The organism is Kitasatospora griseola (assembly GCF_044999035.1).
Classification (GTDB): domain Bacteria; phylum Actinomycetota; class Actinomycetes; order Streptomycetales; family Streptomycetaceae; genus Kitasatospora; species Kitasatospora griseola.
The window spans coordinates 754614-775311 of sequence record NZ_CP173360.1; the positions used below are offsets into that span (position 1 = coordinate 754614).

At 72.8% G+C, this 20698-nt stretch carries 20 protein-coding genes; 7 read left to right on the top strand and 13 right to left on the bottom strand.

Features of this window, described 5'->3' with window-relative positions:
- The first annotated feature begins 10 nt into the window (after positions 1-10).
- On the top strand, positions 11-1018 hold the full coding sequence (locus ACI1MP_RS03760) for a LysR substrate-binding domain-containing protein (RefSeq protein ID WP_404867704.1): 1008 nt from the start codon (positions 11-13) through the stop codon (positions 1016-1018).
- Here ACI1MP_RS03760 and fdxA read toward each other — a convergent pair.
- From fdxA to ACI1MP_RS03810, 10 genes are all read right to left on the bottom strand, one after another.
- Positions 1013-1339, bottom strand: coding sequence for a ferredoxin (gene fdxA / locus ACI1MP_RS03765; protein ID WP_100584594.1), 327 nt, complete (start codon positions 1337-1339; stop codon positions 1013-1015). The genes ACI1MP_RS03760 and fdxA overlap by 6 nt on opposite strands.
- A gap of 3 nt (positions 1340-1342) precedes the next feature.
- Entirely contained in the window at positions 1343-2269 is a 927-nt protein-coding gene (locus ACI1MP_RS03770) for a VOC family protein (protein WP_404867705.1), read from the bottom strand.
- A 2-nt stretch (positions 2270-2271) separates the two neighbouring features.
- A complete protein-coding gene (locus ACI1MP_RS03775) occupies positions 2272-3606 on the bottom strand; it encodes a hypothetical protein (RefSeq protein ID WP_404867706.1) in 1335 nt (444 codons plus the stop codon).
- Complete coding sequence (locus ACI1MP_RS03780) at positions 3603-4688, bottom strand: NAD(P)/FAD-dependent oxidoreductase (protein ID WP_404867707.1); 1086 nt, start codon at positions 4686-4688, stop codon at positions 3603-3605. Before ACI1MP_RS03780 ends, ACI1MP_RS03775 begins: the two co-directional genes overlap by 4 nt.
- The gene (locus ACI1MP_RS03785) at positions 4685-6025 is read right to left on the bottom strand and encodes a SidA/IucD/PvdA family monooxygenase (RefSeq protein WP_404867708.1); all 1341 of its coding nucleotides are present in this window, start codon (positions 6023-6025) and stop codon (positions 4685-4687) included. Before ACI1MP_RS03785 ends, ACI1MP_RS03780 begins: the two co-directional genes overlap by 4 nt.
- A 121-nt stretch (positions 6026-6146) precedes the next feature.
- Positions 6147-6524: an aspartate 1-decarboxylase gene (gene panD / locus ACI1MP_RS03790; RefSeq protein ID WP_043911639.1), complete on the bottom strand. Its 378-nt coding sequence runs from the start codon at positions 6522-6524 to the stop codon at positions 6147-6149.
- 75 nt (positions 6525-6599) lie between these two features.
- Positions 6600-8210 (bottom strand): class I tRNA ligase family protein, encoded by a 1611-nt coding sequence (locus ACI1MP_RS03795; protein ID WP_404867709.1) that lies wholly within the window; start codon positions 8208-8210, stop codon positions 6600-6602.
- Positions 8211-8221: 11 nt separating this feature from the next.
- On the bottom strand, positions 8222-8560 hold the full coding sequence (locus ACI1MP_RS03800) for a cupin domain-containing protein (protein WP_100584600.1): 339 nt from the start codon (positions 8558-8560) through the stop codon (positions 8222-8224).
- 106 nt (positions 8561-8666) lie between these two features.
- Entirely contained in the window at positions 8667-9911 is a 1245-nt protein-coding gene (locus ACI1MP_RS03805) for an NAD(P)/FAD-dependent oxidoreductase (RefSeq protein ID WP_100584601.1), read from the bottom strand.
- A 390-nt stretch (positions 9912-10301) separates the two neighbouring features.
- Positions 10302-10910, bottom strand: a complete 609-nt coding sequence (locus tag ACI1MP_RS03810) for a TetR family transcriptional regulator (protein ID WP_380332176.1) — start codon at positions 10908-10910, stop codon at positions 10302-10304.
- 369 nt (positions 10911-11279) lie between these two features.
- Here ACI1MP_RS03810 and ACI1MP_RS03815 point away from each other — a divergent pair, with 369 nt between their 5' ends.
- The 3 genes from ACI1MP_RS03815 to ACI1MP_RS03825 all read left to right on the top strand — a co-directional run bounded on the left by ACI1MP_RS03815 (position 11280) and on the right by ACI1MP_RS03825 (position 14104).
- Entirely contained in the window at positions 11280-12296 is a 1017-nt protein-coding gene (locus tag ACI1MP_RS03815; protein WP_380332179.1) for an IS701 family transposase, read from the top strand.
- A 192-nt stretch (positions 12297-12488) separates the two neighbouring features.
- Positions 12489-12899 (top strand): YciI family protein, encoded by a 411-nt coding sequence (locus tag ACI1MP_RS03820; RefSeq protein WP_100584604.1) that lies wholly within the window; start codon positions 12489-12491, stop codon positions 12897-12899.
- Positions 12900-12952: 53 nt separating this feature from the next.
- Positions 12953-14104 carry an RNA polymerase sigma factor gene (locus ACI1MP_RS03825; RefSeq protein WP_380332826.1) on the top strand — a complete coding sequence of 384 codons (1152 nt, stop codon included), beginning with the start codon at positions 12953-12955 and terminating at the stop codon, positions 14102-14104.
- A 19-nt stretch (positions 14105-14123) separates the two neighbouring features.
- On the opposite strand, the gene ACI1MP_RS03830 is transcribed toward ACI1MP_RS03825, so the two are convergent.
- Positions 14124-15224: a DUF2510 domain-containing protein gene (locus ACI1MP_RS03830; protein WP_404867710.1), complete on the bottom strand. Its 1101-nt coding sequence runs from the start codon at positions 15222-15224 to the stop codon at positions 14124-14126.
- Positions 15225-15441: 217 nt separating this feature from the next.
- On the opposite strand from ACI1MP_RS03830, the gene ACI1MP_RS03835 reads away from it, so the two are divergent.
- The gene (locus tag ACI1MP_RS03835) at positions 15442-16170 is read left to right on the top strand and encodes a gamma-glutamyl-gamma-aminobutyrate hydrolase family protein (RefSeq protein WP_404867711.1); all 729 of its coding nucleotides are present in this window, start codon (positions 15442-15444) and stop codon (positions 16168-16170) included.
- Between the two features lie 49 nt (positions 16171-16219).
- On the opposite strand, the gene chrA is transcribed toward ACI1MP_RS03835, so the two are convergent.
- Positions 16220-17410: a chromate efflux transporter gene (gene chrA / locus ACI1MP_RS03840; RefSeq protein ID WP_404867712.1), complete on the bottom strand. Its 1191-nt coding sequence runs from the start codon at positions 17408-17410 to the stop codon at positions 16220-16222.
- Positions 17411-17586: 176 nt separating this feature from the next.
- Here chrA and ACI1MP_RS03845 point away from each other — a divergent pair, with 176 nt between their 5' ends.
- Complete coding sequence (locus ACI1MP_RS03845; RefSeq protein WP_404867713.1) at positions 17587-18663, top strand: cation diffusion facilitator family transporter; 1077 nt, start codon at positions 17587-17589, stop codon at positions 18661-18663.
- A 156-nt stretch (positions 18664-18819) separates the two neighbouring features.
- Positions 18820-19740: a 5'-3' exonuclease H3TH domain-containing protein gene (locus ACI1MP_RS03850; RefSeq protein WP_380332828.1), complete on the top strand. Its 921-nt coding sequence runs from the start codon at positions 18820-18822 to the stop codon at positions 19738-19740.
- Between the two features lie 34 nt (positions 19741-19774).
- Here the strand turns inward: ACI1MP_RS03850 and ACI1MP_RS03855 are convergent, their stop codons facing one another.
- The gene (locus ACI1MP_RS03855) at positions 19775-20485 is read right to left on the bottom strand and encodes a LuxR C-terminal-related transcriptional regulator (RefSeq protein WP_404867714.1); all 711 of its coding nucleotides are present in this window, start codon (positions 20483-20485) and stop codon (positions 19775-19777) included.
- Between the last annotated feature and the right edge of the window lie 213 nt (positions 20486-20698).

Consider the following 20698-nt stretch of genomic DNA (forward strand, 5'->3'; position numbering starts at 1 on the left):
GGTTTTTCTCATGGCTGAGCGCATGAGCCTGCGTCAGTTGGACTATTTCGTGACGGCCGCCGAAGTCGGCACGATGACCGCCGCCGCCCAGCTGCTGTACGTCTCGCAGTCCGCGGTGTCCGCGGGGATCGGCGAGCTGGAGCACCAGCTCGGAGTGCAGTTGCTGGTCCGCGCGAAGGCGAAGGGGCTCACCCTCACACCCGCCGGACGCCTGTTCCTGCCGGAGGCCCGGGCGCTGCTCGCCCGCAGCGAGGAACTCCGGCTCGGAATGCGGGAGGCGGGCCGCGGGCTGGCCGGCCGGCTGACGATCGGCTGTTTCAGCACCTTGGCGCCGTTCCTGCTGCCGTGCGTGCTGGAGGAATTCCGGACCGTCTGTCCCGATGTCACCCTCGATTTCGTCGAAGGATCCCTCGACGAATTGCAGCATCTGCTGCGCGAGGGGACATGCGAATCGGCCCTGCTCTACGGCGCCGACATTCAGGCCGGAATCGACTTCGACGCGCTGTACTCCGTCGTGCCGCACGTCCTGCTGCCGCAGGGGCATGCACTGGCCGGGGCGGAGGCGGTCCGGCTCGCGGAGCTCGCCGAGCACGACATGATCATGCTCGACGTGCCGCCCAGCCTCCGCTATTTCACCGAGGTGCTCGCCGCCGCCGGGGTCGGCCCCCGGATCCGGTACAGCACCGAGAGCTTCGAGACGGTCCGCAGCCTGGTCGCCCGCGGCGCCGGCTACTCCCTGCTCATCCAGCGCCCCGCCCTGGCCGTCAGCTACGAAGGGTTGGGCCTGCAGGTGCGGCGCATCGCCGACGACGTCGCCCCGCTCCCCGTCGGACTGGCCCGGCTCTCGGGCACCCGGCCCACCCGGCGGGCGGCGGCGTTCGCCGCGTTCTGCCGCGAGCGGGTCGCGGGCGCGGCGGACGCGACGCGGCGTGCTTCCCCGGCGGCCGGCGCGACGACCCCGCTGCCGCGGCAGCGCCGGGGGCACCGAGAGGCGGCCGGCACCGGGACCGTCTCATGACGCCGGATCGGCCTGCGGCCGGGCCGCCACCAGCGGGTGGTCGGCGTCCGCGGGGTCCGTCGCCGAGGCTCCGCCGGGCGAGCCGAGCTCGACGAAGAACCCGCGGTCGGCAGCGGCGTAGTCCGCCCACTCGGCCGGCACGTGGTCCTCGTAGAAGACCGCTTCGACCGGGCAGACCGGCTCACAGGCGCCGCAGTCGACGCACTCGTCGGGCTGGATGTACATCTTGCGCGGGCCCTCGTAGATGCAGTCGACGGGGCACTCCTCGATGCACGCCTTGTCCTTGACGTCCACACAGGGCTGGGCGATGACGAAAGCCATGGTTCAGTCCTCCACTTTCCGGGTGTCGGCGCCGGCGGGCAGCGCCGCGAGGTCGCCCTCGCCCCGCTGTTCGCCGGCGGCGTCGAGTTGTTCGGCCGTCGGTGGCCGCAGGGGCTCACGGGTCGCCGCGGGGTGCTCGCTCCAGAGCTCGGCCGTGACCGGGCCGGGGAGCACGACGGCGCCGGCGGTCCCGGGGGCGGGAGAGGTCGGGTGCTCCCCTGCGGGGGTGATCAGGGCCAGCTGCGGCTGCGGGGCGCTCGGGGCCGTCGTCAGGCCGACCAGCAGGAGGTTCCCCACGATCGCCGTGCGGGCCCGCCGCGGGCCCGTCAGCTCGGACGGGGCGGTCGCGGAGGTCTGCAGCAGCGTTTCGTAGAGCCGGACGGCGCCCGGGAAGTCGTCGTCGTGCACGGCGCGCCGCACCAGCAGCCGTGGCGTCGCGAGGTGCGGGTCGGTGGAGACGCCGTCCCGGCCCTCGGACGGGCGGGCCTCCTCGCCCTTCCACGGGCGGTGCTCGACCAGTTCGGCCACCGTGCCGTCGGGGTAGCGGACCCGGGCCCGGGCTCCCGGCAGGATGGGCTCGGGCGGTTCGAGAACGGTGGTGCCGGTGCCGTCCAGCAGCGCCAGCTGCCGGTCGAGCGACGGCACGATCAGGGAGTAGGCGGTCTGCCGTTGGACCGCGGTGAAGGGGCGTTCGCTGGCGATGAGGAGGAGGTTTCCGACGGCGGCCAGCTCCAGGCCGCCGAAGTCGGGGATGGGCATCCGCAGGTCGGCGGGCACGCCGAGCAGGCGCTCGTAGAAGGCGAGGTGATCGTCGAGGTCGCGCACGTCGATGAGCGACCGGGCGAGCAGCCGCGGCCGGGGCAGCGCCGAGGAGTCGGGCCGGGCGCGGAACCAGCGCTCGGGGTTGGCGGGTCGTCGGGGCACGGACATCGTCAGCCCTTCTTCGGGTCGGGGGCCGGGGCGCACCACCACGGCCGCGCGGTCAGCCCCCAGGCCGTCAGCTCCTCGGCCACCAGCCGGTGCAGCGAGGTGGAGTCGCCGAAGTGGTCGGGCATGCCGGTGACGGTCAGGGCCATGCGGGAGCCCAGCCGGCACAGGCACAGCGAGGCCCGGAGCCGGGCCTTGTCCGGGTGCAGGCCCGGCACGTTCATGGTGCGCAGGGCCACGGACTCGGCGGTGCGGCCGGCGAGACGGGCCACGGCGTCGGGGGCCTGCCCGAAGTTCGAGGCCACCGCGTCGGTCTGCTGCGCACCGGGATTCTTCAGCGCACCGGCGAGGCGGGTCGGCAGCAGGTGCCACAGCGGTGCGGGCACCAGCGTGGCGCTGTGCGCGCCGGAGCCCTCCAGGAGCGTCTTCGTCGCCTGCCGGGTCCGGCGCAGGTCTTCGTGCTGCACGGGGCGGTCCGGCACGCCCAGGGGTACGACGACCAGGGCGTTGGCGCGTTCGTCGGCCGCGCCGCGGCGCAGGTTCATCGGGATGCCGAGCTCGATGTCGCTCCGCTCCTGGCGTGGCACGTGGGCGCGGACGAGGTTGGCGGCGATCTCCAGGAACAGGCTGTTGGTCGTGCCGCCGCAGGCGCGGGCCCGCTCCTCCCACGCGGCGGCGTCCACGTCGACGATGGCCGTGGTGAAGAAGCGGGGCTGCGCCGGGGGGCCGGGCGGCGGGGCGGGGCGCCGGCGCAGTGCCGTGCCGATCAGCGCGCGTCGGCGGGGGTTCCCGGCCAGCTCCAGGGACCAGCGGGCCGACTGGACGACGGCCCCTCCCACTTGCCGCAGGGCGTCGGCGGCATCGCTGTGGCGCAGGCCGGCGGGCCGGCGGGCGACGGTGCTGCCGGCGAGCGCGTTGAGGATGCCCAGGCCGTCGCTGCGGAAGTGCGGCACGGTCAGTGAGACCAGGCAGCCGCCCCGGTAGGGGGCGGCCGCGAGGCGCCACAGGGCCGCGGAGTCGGTCGGCAGGGGCTCCTGGATCTGGGCGTCGATCCACTGCGGCGCGGTGGCGTCGGTCAGCGGCCGCTGCTCCAGGTGCAGCGGCTGCGTGTTGGCGGCCCGGACCCAGGCGCGGCGGGCTCCCGGGAAGCGCACCGGGGCCGCTCGGCGGCTGAGCAGTCCCCCGTCGAGACGTCGCCATTCGGCCTGCAGCGCCTCGGCGGGGAGCGGGGCGGAGAAGCGCCACAGGACCTGGACGACGCGGGAGGAGCCGAGCGACTGCGCCGCGTGGTGCAGCATCTCGTCGGTGGGGTTGAGCCGCCAGGACGTCGCGTCGTTCATCGGGCGACCGCCTTGAGCAGTTCGTCGGCCGCGTGCCGGCCGACGGCGGGGGCGAGCTTGAAGCCGCCCCCGTTCCAGCCGACGGCGGTGACCAGGCCCCGGGGGTGGGGCCAGCTCGTGACCGCTCCCGGGCCGTCGGGGGTGAGGGCGTCGTAGGCGGCGACGCCGCCGACGGCACGGGCGCCCGACAGCTGCGGGCACCGGTGCCGGACGACGCCGCGGACGCGTTGCTCCTCGGCGGCCGGAACGGTCTGCCGCACGGTGGCGGGCACACCGGTCCGGGTGGAGGACACGCCCGCCAGGACGACTCCGTCGGTGTCCCACCGCCGCAGCCACGCCCCGGTGCTGCCGTCGACGACGGTGGGCAGGTTCGCCAGGCTCGCGGTGTCCTCGCAGCGGAACAGGCAGTAGCCGACCGCCCGGGTGCGCATGGGCAGCCGGACGCCCACGGATGCGGCCAGGGGCTCGCTCTCGGCGCCGGCCGCGAGCAGGACGGCGTCCGCATACACGGGGCCCGAGGTGGTCCGGACGCCGCGGATGCGGGACAGGGGGCGCGTCAGCAGCGCGGTGGCCCGGGCGGTGAGCAGGCGCAGCGTGCTCCCGGCGTCGCGCAGCACGGCCCGGGCGACGGCCGTGACCGGCAGCCAGCCGGCGCGCGGTTCGAGGACGCCGAGCAGGTGCTCGGGGACGGCGAGGCCGGGGAACGTCCTTCCGATCTCGCCGGAGTCGAGGACGACGGTCTCGTGCCCGGCGGCGTGTGCCGCCTCCAGTGCCGCCCCGGCGCGGACCAGGGAGTCGCGGTCGAGCAGCGTCAGGCTGCCGTGTTCGCGCAGCTCGGGCCAGGTGCCGTGCCAGCCGCGCCGCTGGTAGAGCGCACAGCCTTCGGCGGCCCAGGCGGCGTGGGCGCCGGTGGGCTCGAAGGCGCGCACGAGCCCGCCGGAGGCGCTGGTCGCCCCGCCGGTGGCCCCCGTGTCGTCGATCAGGACCACCGATGCGCCGTGGGCGGTGAGCCGTTCGGCGGTGGCCAGGCCGATGATGCCTCCGCCGACGATCGCCACGTCCGCCGTGAGGGCCGTCGTCACTGCAGGACCCGTTCGGCCAGCCGGTGCCGGGGCGCGTCCGCGTCCCGCAGCAGCAGGAGCGATTCGGTGACGTCGGAGGACCGTGCCGACAGCATGGCCAGGGCCCCGGCGTCGCCCATGCCGTGGCTGGCCTCGCACAGTCCGTTGAGGTAGACCTTCAGCGGGCGCGGGGCGGTGGCGGAGGCCTTGAGCGCGATCGAGTAGTCGCGGTCCACGACGGGGACGCCGTCGTCGTCCAGGGGCAGGCGGTGGGCCACGCCCTCCAGGAGCGGGTGGTAGCGCTCGTCGCCCGCACCGGTGCCGAAGTCCTTGAAGCCGGTGGCCAGGATGACGACGTCGGCGTCGACGGTTTCCGGGGTGAAGTGGTTGATGTCGCGCACCGTCAGGCGGTGCGGTCCGCCCGGTGCCGCGGCGGCGACCTCGGTGACCTCGGTGAACGGCAGCAGGCGCAGGCGGTCGGACCCGGTGAGCTCGTACTCGCGCTGGACGCCCACGAGCCGGTCGATCACGTCCTGGTCGCAGGCGGCGTAGTTGATGGAGCGCAGCTCCTCGCGCAGGCGTCGCTTCGTCGCGGTGGGCAGGGGGTGGAAGTAGTCGACGAACTCCGGCAGGAACACCTGGCGGCTGTAGGGGCTGGTGTCCTTGAGCCGGAACCCGATGCCGCGGTGGATGGAGGTGACCTGCCGGACGTTCGGGCGCTCCAGCAGGTCGAGCACGATCTCGATGGCGCTCTGGCTGGCCCCCACGACCGCGACCCGGATGTCCTCGTGCGCCAGGGCCCTGATGGAGGAGAGGTAGCGGGCCGAGTGGAAGACGGTCCTGCCGAGGGCGTGGTGGAAGGCGGACGGGATCCGGGGAGAGCGGCCGGTGCCCACGATGACGGTCTCGCCGAGATAGCGCCGGCCCTCCCGGGTCTCCACGCAGAACAGCTCGCCGCCGTCCGCGTCGTCGACGAGGGAGAGCGCCGTGGCGGACTGCTGGTAGTCCACGGAGGGTGCGAAGGACTCCGCGACCCAGGCGAGGTAGCCGGCGTACTCACGACGCAGCGGGAACTTGGTGTTCAGGTGCAGGTAGTCGGTCAGCATCCCCCGGGAGGCGAGGTACTTGATGAAGGTGTGGGGGCTGTCCTGGTTGCGCTGCATGACCAGGTCGCGGAACGGGTTGTTCTGGATGTCCGCGCCGGGCAGCAGCTGTTCGTCCTGCCACTGGAAGCCGGGCGACCGCTCGATGAAGTGGACCTCGTGCAGGCGGCCGAGTTCCTCGAGCGCCACGGCCAGAGAGAGGTTCGCCGGCCCGAAGCCGATACCCAATATCGGATGAACCTTGTCCTTCGTCACTCTTCACGCATCCTCAGCTTGTCGCGTGTGCGGGAGGGTCCGCGCCGGGCGGGGCGCTTGCGGGCGCCCCGCCCGGCGCGGTCGTTCCCGCCCCGGCGGGATTGACGGGTCCGGCGGTGGGTCAGGAGCTCAGCAGGGTCGTCTCGGTGATCGCGTTGGCGTCGTCGACGTGGACGACACGGGACTTGAATCCGACCTGCTCGTCCTCGTTCAGCTGCGCGTAGCTGATGATGATGACCTTGTCGCCCGGCTGGACGAGGCGGGCGGCGGCGCCGTTGATCACGATCTGCCCCGCCGGGGGTTCCGGGGAGTCGTCCAGGATGGTGTAGGTCTCGAACCGGGCGCCGTTGTTGACGTTGACGACGTGGACCAGTTCGTGGACTCCGATCTCGGCGGCCTCCAGCAGTTCCGGCGAGATGGTGATCGAACCGACGTAGTTCAGGTTGCTGTCGGTGACGGTCGCGCGATGGATCTTCGAGTGCATGAAGGTGCGCTGCATGATGCGTCTCCCTGACGGTGTGTGGTGTGCGGGTCGGCGCGGGACGGCGGGTGGGACGGTCGGTTGCGCGGCGGATCAGCTGCCCTCGGGCGCCGGGAGGCTGCGGCCGACGGACAACCGGGCGAATGCGGCCGGCGGTCGGCGGTCGAGGTCTGCCAGCAGGGGCGGGTTCCCCACCGTGGAGGGGGCGCCGAAGGCGTCGGACACCTGCTCGGCGAGGTCCGGGGTCACGGGCCAGGCCAGGGTGCGCAGCGTCCAGAGGTACTGCAGGGCGCCGGAGACCTCGCCGGGGTCGTCGGTGTCGAGGTCCGCGCAGCGCAGGGCGAGGACCTCCAGGTGCAGGGCGAGTGCCTCCGCCGCCCTGCGGATGGAGAAGGTCTCCAGTCGGTAGGCGTCCTCGAAGCGCCGGCGGGACGCCTGCAGCGCGGTGGTCCACCAGGGCGACGGCTCGGCGTCGACGGACCGCCCGGCCAGGGCGGCGGTGAACTTCCCGGCGATGGTCGCGACGGGGGCGTCGAACCGGGTGGCCAGGGTGGAGGCGGCGACCGGCTCGCTGAATTCGGACTGTTGCAGCTCGGGACTGGTCAGGGACAGCACGAAGCGGGTCCGGTCGCGGCCGAACGCCTCCAGGAACTCCCCGGCCCAGCGCACGTCGCCCTTGCTGGTGGAGAACTTGCGGCCCTCCAGCAGGTAGTACTGGTTGGTGAGGGTCCGGGTCCTGGGCAGCTCGACCGGCAGCCCGTGCCGCACGGCCAGCAGCGACAGGGCGACGTAGACGAACGCGTTGTAGAAGCCGTTGTCGATGCCGATGAACTGGACCAGCTCGTCCGCGCCGGCCTGCCGGCTCGCCCGGGCCCGGTCGAGCCAGTACAGGTGGCCGACGTAGATCTCCGGCCAGGCGTTGACGGCCTGGCCCGGAGCGTCGGGGCCGTCCCAGTCCACCTGGATCCCCCAGCTGCTGGGGTAGGTGACCGGAATGTACGGCAGCGGCCCGGCGAGGGACTGTTCGACGACCCGCTCCAGATCGGGACGGAGCCTGATGTCCGAGGACCGGTACCAGTTGGTGAGCATCGACCGGTAGCGCTCCAGGTCCAGGACCCAGATGGAGACCGGCCGGCGGGGCAGGGCCGAGGCCGTGTCGGCCACGGGCAGCAGCGCGCCCGGCAGGTTGTACAGACCGCAGGCCTCGCAGACGCCGGCCCGGGCGTGCGCCAGACAGGTCGGGCAGCGCCCGGTGACGAAGGCCTCGGCCCGGTACTCGCCCGCGACCTCGTCGTAGGGCAGCTCCACCTCACGGCGGTCGAAGGCGCCGTGCCGCCACAGGTGGGTGAAGAAGTTCTCGACGAAGGCGGTGTAGTCGGCGTCGGGACGCTCGAAGAGATCGACGTCGACGCCGGCCAGCGCCAGGGTCTTGGTCACGCTGTCGAAGGCCTGCCGGATGAGCGACTCGGGTTCCGTGCCGAGCCGCTCGGCGGTCGTGACGACATAGGTCTGGTTGTCGTCGGTGCTGGTGCCGAAGGCCACGTCGTGCCCGTGGATCTTCTGCGCCCGGGCGCACACGTCGCTGCCCAGCACCGGCCCCGACAGGTGTCCGAGGTGGAGGTCCCCGTTGGGGGTGGGCGGCGAGAAGGTGACGTTGATCCGTCGCCGTCCCCGGTCGGCGCCGCGCGAGGCGTCGGTCGTCATGGAACCCCTCCTCACTGAGCGGGCTGGAGCCAGTAGATGCTGACGAAGGTCAGCGGCTCGTCGGCGCTGACGTTGGTGACGATGTGGTCGGTGCCGTGGGGGATGTAGATGACGTCGCCGGGGACGACGTCCCGCTCCTCGTCGGCCACCCGTGCCCGGCCGCGCCCGCTGACGAAGATGAACGTCTCGTCGGTGGCGTGCCCGTGCGGGGTGCTGGACTCCGTGGGCCTGATGGAGCACAGGGTGCTGTTCCACGGCGGGGTGACGACGCCGTCCCAGGGGTAGAGCTGGCGGATGTCGCACCCGTTCTTGCGGATCAGTTCGTCACCGGTCGCTGTCTTGACGTGCATGCGGTGTCCTCTCGTGTCTGCCGCCGCGCGCCCCGCCCCGCGACGGGAGCCGGCGTGCCTGGCGTGCCTGGTGTGCTGCGGAGTGGCTCCGGTCCCGGAGGCCGGGTCATCCCAGGGCGAAGAGGCGCTCGATGACCTCGGGTTCGAAGGACTCGGGGGGCACCTGGAAGGGGCCCTTGAAGGTGGCCATCCGCGATCCCGCCAACACCGGGTCGGTGGGCCACACTTCGGCGTACGCCCGGCGGCGGGCGACACCCGCGGGCGTGAAGGTCATGTTCATCGTGGTGCGCACCGAGCCGGAGATCCGCAGGCGGTGCATCCGGATCTCGCGCTCCCGGGCGTAGGGTTCGAGGGCCTTCGGCTCCCACGTGCTGGAGGACCGCAGGGCGTCGCGCACCATGCGCGCGTCCCGCAGCGCGATGGACAGCCCCTGCCCGATGACCGGATCGGTCCACCCGGCCGCGTCCCCGACCAGTACCGCCCCCGGGGCGAAGGGCAGATCGGCCCACGCGTCGTTCATCGGGTAGAAGGCGCAGGTCGCGGACGGCGTGGCCGTGGCGAACATCTCGCGGTCGGGAAGGCAGTCGAGCTGGAAGGCCTGCAGGAACTCGGCGTGCCGGTTCGGCCCGGAGAATCGGCCCTTCTGGGCGACGTCGTGCAGCAGGTACAGCCTTGCGCGGCCGCCCTCGCGCGGGAAGACGAAGTACAGCAGGTCCCCCTCGGTGCCGATGGAGGTGACGTTCACCGGCCAGGCGTCCAGGTTCTCCACCAGCATCCCGCCGCCGAGGGAGTTCGGCGGGGTCTGGGTCAGGCCGATGCCCAGCTGCCGGCGCACGGTCGACATCCGCCCGTCGGCGCCCACCACGAGGCGGCAGTCCACCTCGTACTCGAGGTCGTTGTGCTCGTAGCGGACCCGGGGGTTGGCTCCACCGCTCACCAGGACGTCGCCCACGCCCCGTACGACGGTGGCGCCGGCGTCCTCCGCCGCGTTGGACAGCGCCTCGCAGGCCTCGGGGTGCCCGACGTCCAGCACTCCGCGGATTCCGGGAAGCATTTTGTCCAGGTGCAGGGCTCTGGCCCGGGCGGTTTCCGGGTCGACTATTTCGTCGAATCCGACGAAGCGGTCGACGTAGGTGCCACCGGCCTTGAGAATGCACTCCTCCAGTCCCAGCTCAAGGAGTTCCGCGACACCCCAGCAGTTGATCACTTCACCGCGGACCTTGTCCCGGTAGACGGTCTGCCGTTCGAGGAGCAGCACCTGGTGCCCGTCCCCGGCCAAGGCGGCGGCCAGCGCGGATCCGGCGATCCCGCCGCCGACGATGACCGCGTCAATGCGTTCAGCTTTCGCCATGGAATCCCCTCCGGAACATGAATACGAGCACGCCGGGCAGGGCCGAGGAAATCGTCGGCCGAACCTGTTGTGCCGAGTTCGTCATGAATTGAATCATCGCTGCCGCATCGGGCCGGGACGAGACGAGGACGTGACACTCGTCGTTCACTTTGGGCCACGGCGCGAATGCCCCGGAAGGAATCTTGACCGAGGGGCGTGCCGGACACCACCGGCCTTCCGCCGAATTCCGACCGGGCAGATGTCCTGTTCGGCCCTGTTATTCAGCGAACGGGACATTGACGTCGTGCGGGATCCCGGGCGGTGTTCCCCGAGATGCGGAACGGAAGAAGTGGGTCGGATGGGTCTCGTGAGAGGAAAGGAGATCCGCGCTGCAAAAAGCGGTCAAACTGCTCAGGCTTCCCGGTCGGCGCAGATTCCGTGCAGGGTGATGTCCCAGATCTGCCGGAGCTGCTCCACGGCGTCCGGTTTCCTGGCTTCCTCGAGGGCGGTACGTGTCCGGGCCTCGGTCCCGGTGAGCAGGTGCGCGACCAGGGAGGCCAGGGCGGCCGGGGACGTGCCGGCCCGCAACTGGCCCGCACGGTGGGCGTGGCGGGCCAGTTCGCCGACCGCCGGCAGCCAGCAGGCCGACAACCCGGGCCGGCTGTCGGGGCGTTCGCGCATGAGCCGGGCGGTCGACCGTACGGCGATGTCGTCCTCCAGGAGCCTGGCGAGATGCATCGTGAGTTCGACGATCAGATCGAGGGGAGGACCGGCGCCCGCCGTCACGCGGTCGACGACGGCGCGGACCGCACTGCGCCCGAGGTCCTGGACGGCGTCCGCCAGTTCGATCTTCGAGCCGAAGTGGAAGGTGAGGGCGCCGGTGGTGGTCCCCGCCGCTTTGGACACCTGCAGCATTGACGTGCCCGCATAGCCGTGTCGATCGAACTCCGCGGCGGCTGCGTGGACCAGAGCGATTCGGGTTCGTACTGCTCGTGCCTGCATGTGGTGGCTCCGGGGCATTGGCTGGTCGCAGGGGCTGGGAGGCTGGAACTCCCCAGGGAAGCATTTGCAATCACGGCCGGTACAGGGAGGCGGCGCGAAGATCAGCCACCTGATGGTGCTGAGCGACGCGGCACGCGGCATCGCAGCCGCAGTGCGATTGCACCGGGTTTGAACCCTCGGACCAGCCGGTGGCCGAATCCTTCCACATCCCGAGCAATGACCTCGATATGAAGTCGATTTGCCCCGATGTGTGCTGTCTGGTTTCCAGTCTCTGAAAACATCGTCGACTCAATTATTCTTGGCTCCGGGAGCGACGCTTCAAAGGGAAGGGTGCCAATGCAGTTACGCTGCTCCATTGCCGCCGGTTCAGTGCCCTCCACTGATCAGTTGTCCGCCTTTGTGGACTCCGTGTTCGTCCATCTGCAGCGTGCCGATCAGCGCCGCCGGGGCCACGCCTACCTCCACGGGCTGCTCACCGTCCCGGGCAAGAAAACGGTCCGGAGCGTGGCGGCCGCCGCCACGGACTCGCCGACCGCCTCGCAATCGCTCCAGCAGTTCGTCAACTCCAGTCCGTGGCACTGGGAAGCCGTCCGTCATGAGCTGGCCTGTTGGGCCGAAACGCGACTGCGGCCCCAGGCATGGACGGTCGCCACCACGGTGCTGCCCAAGCGCGGAGACCACTCGTGCGGGGTGCACCGGCGCTTCGTTCCCCAGCTGGGTCGGACGGTGAACTGCCAGGTGGGGATCGGGCTGTTCCTGTCCGACCGGGCTTCGGCGGTGCCCGTCGACTGGCGTCTGCACCTCCCGGAGGACTGGTCGCTCCCCTACCTTCGCGGGCAGGCGCGCGTCCCGAGCAACGTGCGGCCCCTGCCCATCTGGGCCGACGCCCTCGACATGGTGGATCGGCTGAAACACTCCGGTGACCTGGCCCCCGCCCCGCTCGTGGCCGACATACGCGGCACCAGGAGGACATCGGACCTGCTGCGTCTCCTGCTGCGCCATGGCCACGACTTCGTACTCGCCGTCCCCGGCGACCTCATGGTCGTACCGGTCTCCGAGGCCGGCCGCGAACTCCAGGCAGCCACGTCCGCGTCCTCGCTGGGCGCCCCGCACAGCCTGGTCCGGCTGCCCTCCACCACCGGCGGCTGGTCGCGGGAGACGTACCGCCTGGTCACCGAGCGGCGGCGCCCCTCGGTCGTCTGGATCACCAACATGGTGCGGCAGCGGACGGACGAACTGCTCTCCCTCCTCGAATGCCACGCGGCCACCGGTGAGGCGGCGCGCGAACTGGCGCTGGACTTCGGGCTGCAGGACTTCGAGGGCCGCTCCTACCCGGGCTGGCACCGTTACATGACCCTGATGTCCGCGGCCTACGCCTACCGGAGGCTGGCCGACGTCCCGTAGGACCGGGCGTGAGCCGGACGCCCGCCACTGCCGACCGGAAGGCCGGCGTCCGGCCTGCCGGGACGGGCGGCGACGGACGGCGACGGGCGGCGGAAAAGATTTTTCGGAGCCGTGTCGAGAACCCCGGCACGGCTCCGTCCCCGGGGTGAAGGCGACCACAATGGGTCGCGTCACCACTGAGGAGTGAGAACGATGGCGAAGTACCTGCTGCTGAAGCACTACCGCGGCAACCCGCCGGCGGTGAACTGCGTGCCGATGGACCAGTGGACGCCCGAGGAGGTCACCGCGCACATCGACTACATGAACGCCTTCGCGGACCGGCTGAAGGAGACCGGCGAGTTCGTCGACGCGCAGGCGCTGGCCCCGCAGGGCACCTGGGTGCGGTCCGACGGCGAGGGCCGCCCGCCGGTCACCGACGGACCGTTCGCCGAGACCAAGGACCTGATCGCCGGCTGGATGGCGATCGACGTGGACTCCTACGAGCGGGCACTGGAGCTGGCCGCCGAACTCTCCGCGGCGCCGGGCGCGAACGGCGAGCCGATCCACGAGTGGCTGGAGCTGCGCCCGTTCCTCACCGAGATGCCGAACACCGTCACCGAGTGAACGACCACCGTCACCGAATGGACGGCCACGAGCGGGACGGCCGGGCGGACGCCATGGACGAGACACTGCTGCGCGTCCTGACGCCGGAGGTGCTGGCCGTCCTGGTCCGTCGCGGCGCGGACTTCGCGGCCGCCGAGGACGCCGTCCAGGAGGCGCTGCTGGAGGCGGTGCGGACCTGGCCGGCCGATCCGCCGCGCGACCCGAAGGGCTGGCTGATCACCGTCGGCTGGCGGCGTTTCCTGGACGCGGCCCGCTCGGACGCCTCGCGCCGCCGCCGCGAGGACCTGGTGGACGAGCAGCCGGAGCCCGGGCCGGTGCCGGCCGTCGACGACTCCCTGCGGCTGTACTTCCTGTGCGCGCACCCGTCGTTGACGCCGGCCTCGGCGGTGGCGCTGACGCTGCGCGCCGTCGGCGGGCTGACCACCCGTCAGATCGCGCAGGCGTACCTGGTGCCGGAGGCGACGATGGCCCAGCGGATCAGTCGCGCGAAGCGGACGGTGAGCGGGGCGCGGCTGGACCGGCCCGGCGACCTGGCGACGGTGCTGCGGGTGCTGTACCTGGTGTTCAACGAGGGCTACTCGGGGGACGTCGACCTGGCGGCGGAGGCGATCCGGCTGACCCGGCAGCTGGCCGCCCGGGTCGACCACCCGGAGGTGTCCGGCCTGCTGGCGCTGATGCTGCTGCACCACGCCCGCCGGGCCGGGCGCACCGCGCCGGACGGCAGCCTCGTCCCGCTGGCCGAGCAGGACCGCACCCGGTGGGACACCGCGCTGATCGCCGAGGGGGTGACGGTCCTTCAGGCCGCGCTGGCCCGTGACCGGTTGGGCGAGTTCCAGGCGCAGGCCGCGATCGCCGCGCTGCACGCGGACGCGCCGAGGGCCGAGGAGACGGACTGGGTGCAGATCGTGGAGTGGTACGACGAGTTGGCCGCGCTGACGGACAGTCCGGTGGTGCGGCTCAACCGGGCCGTCGCGGTCGGCGAGGCGGACGGCCCGCGGGCGGGCCTGGCCGCGCTCGCCGCGCTGGACGACGCGCTGCCCCGGCACACCGCCGCGTCCGCGTACCTGCACGAGCGCTCCGGCGACCTGCGGGCGGCGGCCCGGCTGTACGCCGAGGCCGCGGCGAAGGCCGGCGCGGTGGCCGAGCGGGACCATCTGGTGCGGCAGGCCGCGCGGCTCAACACCCTTCTGCGCGAAGAGGGTTGAGCCGCGCGGCGGCCGGCGTTCAGGTGGTGGTGCCGGTGCCCGCCGGGCCGCCCTGGACGGTGGCGATGCCCTTGACGATGGCGTCCATCTGGTCGACGCCCGGGGCCTTGTCGGCGATGTCGAAGCCGAAGCGGACGGCGGTCAGCGCCTTGCCGTCGGCGGTCGGGAAGACCACCGTCTCCACGTACCCGTTGTTGCCCTTGGACACGTTCACCTGCCAGCGCACCAGGTAGCCGGCGCGGCCGAGCACCGTGACCGCCTCGCTCTTCAGCTCCTGGTGCCCGGTGATGTCGCCGTAGGACTCCTTCGCGGCGTCCGCGATGTCCTGCTGCGCGGCCTGCTTGGCGTCGGTGCCGCTGATCCGGCTGGTGGAGACGCCGCCCAGCGAGCAGGTGTCCGATCCGTCGGCACAGGTGTACGCGCCGACGAACGCGCTGGCGAAGCCCTTCGTGGTGGTGCCGCCCGTCCAGCCGTCCGGGACCGTCAACGAGATGCCGTTGACCATGTCGACGGCGAGGTTCGTGCTCGCGCCGCCGCCCTTGCCGCTTCCCCCGCCGCCCTGGCCCGGGAAGCTCGGCAGGCCGTTGCCGGGGCCGCCGCCCTTGCCGTTCCCGCCGCCCTGGCCGTTCTGACCGCCCTGGCCGTTCCCGCCGCCGTAGCCGTCGCCGGGGGTGCCGTTGGACCCGTGGCGGCCCTGCGGCGCCTGGTGGGCGGAGGCGGACCTGTCCGAACGCCCGTCCATCGCCAGGTAGGTGGCGCCGGAGCCGACGGCCAGGCCGAGCAGCGCGGCCGCCGAGGCCGCGATCAGCACCGGCTTGGCCGGGCCGCGGCGCCGCTTGACCGGCGGCTGCTCGCCGTACGGGGGCAGCGGCGGATAGTGGACGGCCTGCCCGGAGGCGTCCAGCACGGTGCCCTCCAGGACGCTGGTGTCCTCGGTGCCGGACGCGGGCGGCGGCACGGCGTCGGCCGGTGTGTCGGCGGGCGCGTCGGTGGGCGCGGCCGAGGCCGGGCGGGTGCTGGCGGTCCAGCCCTTGCCGTCCCACCAGCGCTCGGGGCGGGGGTCGCTGTCGGTGTCGACGGGGTCCGGGTACCACCCGGCCGGAATCTGCTGCTCGGTCACACCCAAGACCCTAAGCGGCCCCGGATAAGCGGGAAATCAGCGTGCGGCCACAATCCGGGGTCCGGCGATGAGATTCGGGTGAGAATCGCGCACAACCGCCGTTCGGGTGGTCCGGGTACGCCGACCGGGGCGTGTTCTGTGCTCCACGCGCCTGACAGGCGCACGCCGGTGGAGCGTCGCACTACCGGGGGCGCGGCAGCGGGACAGAATGCGCGCCATGACCTCTCGCCCCGTGATCGGCATCAGCACCTTCCTCACCGACGCCGGCTGGGGGCGGTGGGACTCCATGCGGTCGGTCCTGCTCCCCGAGCGCTACCCGGCCCTGTTCCAGCAGGCCGGCGGCATCGCCGTCATGCTGCCGCCCGACGCCCCCGAGCACGCGGCCACCGCGGTGGCCCGCCTCGACGGCCTGGTGCTGGCCGGCGGCGAGGACGTCTCCCCCGCGCTGTACGGCGAACCCGCCCACCCGCGGACGGTGGCCTCCGCCCCCGAGCGCGACCTGTGGGAGGCCGCGCTGATCCGCGCCGCGCTCGCCTCCGGCACCCCGCTGCTGGGCATCTGCCGCGGCATGCAACTGCTCAACGTGGTCTGCGGCGGCTCGCTGATCCAGCACCTCCCGGACGTGGTCGGCGAGGACCACGACCACCTCGGCGCGCCCACCGAGTACGGCCGCCACCCGATCCACCCCGTCGCCGGCACCCTGCTCGCCGACCTGCTCCCCGAACCATCCGTCGTCGTCCCCACCTACCACCACCAGGCCGTCGCCCGCCTCGGCGAAGGCCTCACCGCCTGCGCCCACGCCACCGACGGCACCGTCGAGGCCATCGAGGGCCCCGGCTTCACCCTCGGCGTCCAATGGCACCCCGAACAGGGCGACGACACCCGCCTCGCCCACGCCCTCCTCCACGCCACCCGCCGAACCCCGATCCCGGTCCCGGCCGCCTGACCGGAGGTCGGTATCGGGCCTCCTGGGCGTGAGCCCTGGCGCCGTCGCCCTACGGGAGCGTGAGGCCGGAGATCGCGGCGAGGGTGCCGAGGGTGGCGGCGGCCAGCAGGCAGGGGACGACGGTGCGGCGCAGGAGGAGCAGCCAGGCGGCGGCGAGGGCGAGGATCGCGTACTGCCAGGGCTGGTGCAGGGCCAGCGCCAGCGGGATCGCGGAGCCGGCGATGGCGCCGATGACGGCCGGTCCGGCGCCGGTGAGGAAGTCCTGGACGGCGGTGTTGGCGCGCAGGCGGTCGAAGTGGGCGGCGCCCAGCAGGACGAGCAGGAAGGAGGGGCCGAAGGCCACGGCCGCGGCGAACAGTCCGCCGAGGACGCCGGCCGCCGCGTAGCCGACCACGGCGACGGTCTGGACGACCGGGCCGGGGGTGATCTGGCCGAGGGCGACGGCGTTCAGGAACTGGCCGTCCGTCATCCAGTGGTAGCGGTGCACCGCGTCCTGCTGCATCAGCGGGATGATCACGAAGCCGCCGCCGTAGGAGAGCGCGCCCACCTTGAAGGCGACCCAGGCGAGCGCGCCGAACCCGCCGGTCGCGGCCAGGCCGGGGACGAGCAGCGGCAGCGCGGCGCGCGGGGCGTCACCCTTCGGTCGCGGCGGCGCGGTGTCACCCGTTCGGCTGATTCGGCGGGCACCGCGCCGGAAGGCGATCTCGGCGGTGCCGGTGGCCAGCAGGACCAGCACCAGCCACGGGCCGGTGAGGATCGCGGCCGCCGCGCCGAGCAGCAGGTAGCAGACCCAGCGGACCCGGGCCGCGCCGGCGCCCGAGCGCTGCAGGCTGGCCGGGACGAGCGCGCTCGCGGCCTGCGCGGCGACGGCGGCGACCGCCGCGCCGGCCCCGGCGGCCGCGCCGAGCACCCAGCGCGGCGGGTTGCCGGCCAGGAACAGCGCGGACAGCAGCAGGATCAGCACCAGCCCGGGCAGGATGAACGCCGCCCCGCCGACCAGCGCGCCGGCCGTTCCGCGCACCCGCCAGGCGGTGAAGATCGCCAGCTGGGTGGAGGCGGGTCCGGGCAGCAGATTGGTGGCGGCGATGCCGTCCTCGAACTCGCTCGCGGCGAGCCAGCCGCGCTGCTCCACGCACAGCCGGCGCAGCAGCAGGATGTGCGCGGGCGGCCCGCCGAACCCGAGCACGCCGATCCGGCCCCACTCCTTGGCGATCACCGTCAGCGGCACCTGCTCCGTCACCACTCCGCACTCCCGTCGGCGCCTCGAAAACCCGCACGACCTGCGCGGATGCGGGCCGCACCCTACCTGACCCGAATGGCCTACAGGAGAACGACAACGGTCACCAGTGCAACCTTTGGATCTTCCTCCGAATTGGGGTTCACTTCGGGGTCGGAGACCGCAGCGGAGGAGCCTCGATGGCCGAGCACGAGCACGCGCACGCGCACGACGACCACGATCGCGATCACGACGACCACGGGCACGACCACGGGCGCGGTGGCCACGCGGGCCACAGCCACGCCGTCGCGGCGGACGCGGACCGCCGGTGGCTGTGGAGCGCGCTGATCCTGCTGGTGGTGTTCATGGCCGGCGAGGTGGTGGTCGGTTTCGCCGCCCAGTCGCTGGCGCTGATCTCGGACGCGGCGCACATGCTGACGGACGCGGCGTCGATCGCGCTGGCGCTGGTGGCGATGCGGCTGGCGGCGCGTCCGGCGCGCGGCGGCTACACGTTCGGGCTGAAGCGGGCGGAGATCCTGTCCGCGCAGGCGAACGGGGTGACGCTGCTGGTGCTGTCGGCGTGGCTGGGCTACGAGGCGGTCGCCCGGCTGATCTCGCCGCCGGCGGTGACGGGGTCGCTGGTGCTGGTGACGGCGCTGGTGGGCGTGGTGGTGAACATCGCGGCGACCTGGTGCATGTCGAAGGCGAACCGGTCCTCGCTGAACGTGGAAGGCGCCTTCCAGCACGTCCTGACCGACCTGTACGCGTTCATCGCGACGGCGGTGGCCGGTGCGGTGGTGCTGTTCACCGGATTCGTCCGGGCGGACGCGATCGCCTCGCTGGTGGTGGTGGCGCTGATGCTGCGGGCCGGGATCGGGCTGGTCCGGGACTCGGCGCGGATCTTCCTGGAGGCGGCGCCCGCCGGCATCGACCCGGACCAGGTCGCGGACCGGCTGGTGGACACCGACCAGGTGGAGGAGATCCACGACCTGCACATCTGGGAGATCACCTCCAACCAGCCGGCGCTGTCGGCGCACATCCTGGTCGCCCCGGGCGGCGACTGCCACGCGGTGCAGCGCGAGCTGCAGCGGCGGCTGCGCGAGGAGTACCGGATCACCCACGCCACCCTCCAGGTCGACCACGTCGGCGAGAGCGGCGCGGACGGGCTGCTGCAGATCTCCTCCAGCAGCGCGGCGGCAGCTGCCGAGCAGGAGGCCCGCGAGCACTGCGAGGACGCCCACGGCCCGGTGCACCGCTCGGGCCCGCACCCGCACTGACCCGGCGTCGACCGCACCGGCCCGCGCCCGCACCCGCACTGACCCGGCGTCGACCGCACCGGCCCTCGCCCGCGCCCGTGCCGACCGGACGTCGACCGCGCTGTCGGCGGCATGCGGCATGATCGGAGGGTGACCGCACCGAACGCACCGCGCCTGATGCTGCTCGACACCGCCAGCCTCTACTTCCGCGCCTACTTCGGCGTACCGGATTCACTGCGCTCGCCGCAGGGCGAGCCGGTGAACGCGGTGCGCGGGCTGCTGGACTTCATCACCCGCCTGGTCCAGGACCACGGCCCGGACCACCTGGTGGCCTGCATGGACGCCGACTGGCGGCCGCAGTGGCGGGTCGACCTGATCCCGACCTACAAGACGCACCGCGTCGCGGAGGCCGCGACCGACGGCGAGGAGGAGGTGCCGGACACCCTCGCCCCGCAGGTCCCGGTGATCGAGCAGGTGCTGGACGCCATCGGCCTGGCCCGGGTCGGCGTGCCCGACTACGAGGCGGACGACGTGATCGGCACCCTGGCCACCCGCGCCACCGGCCCGGTCGAGATCGTCACCGGCGACCGGGACCTGTTCCAACTGGTCGACGACGCCCGCGCCGTGACGGTGCTGTACCCGGCGAAGGGCATCGGCGCGGCCCAGCGCATGGACGACGCGGCCCTGCTGGAGAAGTACGGCGTCCCCGGCTCGTCCTACGCCGACCTCGCGGCCCTGCGCGGCGACGCCAGCGACGGCCTGCCGGGCGTGAAGGGCATCGGCGAGAAGACCGCCACCCAACTGATCCGGACCTACGGCGACTTGGCGGCCGTCCGCGCCGCCGCCGCCGACCCCGCCTCCAAGCTCACCCCGGCCCGCCGCAAGAACCTCCTCGAAGCGGCCCCGTACCTGGACGTCGCCCCGACCGTGGTCCGGGTCGCCACCGACATCCGACTCCCCGCCTTCGACCCGCGGTTGCCCCGCGAGCCGCGCGACCCCATGGCCCTGGAGTCGCTCGCCGACCGCTGGGGCCTGGGCACCTCCCTGACCCGCCTGCTGGAGACCCTCGCCGCTGCCGGAACCGGGGTGGCGTCCTGATGCCGACAGCGACGGACGGCCCGGAGGCAGCGGCCTAGATGTAGCCCTCGCGCAGGGCGTAGGCCACCGCGTGGGCGCGGTTGCGGAGTTGGAAGCGGGTGGTGACGGTGTGGATGATGTTCTTGATCGTCCGCTCCGAGTAGAGGAGTTTGACGGCGATCTCCCCGGTGTCCATGCCGTCGGCGACCAGGCGCAGGACGTCGACCTCGCGGGGCAGCATGCCGTAGTCGGCGGGGTTGTTGTCCGGGCCGTCGCCGGTGCGTCGGCGGCCCATGCAGCCGATCAGTTTGCCGAGCAGGTCCGGGGGCAGGTCGCCGTGGCCGCGGACGGCGGTGCGGACGGCCTGGCGCAGGCGTTCGCCGGTGACCTCGCGGCGCCACAGGATGGTGGTGACGCCGAGCGAGACCACGTTGAGCAGCTCGGGCTCCTGGATCCGGTCCAGGATCAGCACCACGCGCGTCCGTTCGGCCTTGACCAGCCGGGACAGGCCGGCCATGGCGGCCTCGTCGAAGGTGTCGGCGACCAGCAGGGCGACGCCGGTGCCGGCCTGGTGGTGGTCCTCCTCGACGAGCGATATCTCCGGGCACTGCCGGAGGTAGCTCACCACTCCGGCTCGGGAGAGCGGGTCCAGGGCGTGGACGGCGACCGGGGTCGGCCGGGCGGTCTGGGCCGGGATCGTTCGGGCGGTCTGCGTCGGGATCGTTCGGGTCGTCGTCGCGCGGACGTCGTCGGCGTACTGAAGCACGGCGCTGGATTCCTTTCGTTGCGCTTGGCGGTGCGCCCACCGCCCCCCACTGGCGGCGGCGCACCGTCGGAACCGGTCGGCTGGCGTCGTCCGCACGAGACGCCGTCTCTCCTCCTCCTGCGGCCCGGCTGGCACCGCGGGAGCTCCCGTGTCCGTCTGAGGTCCGACGGACATGTGCACCGGGGCCGACGCTATCCGCCGCCGATCAATAAA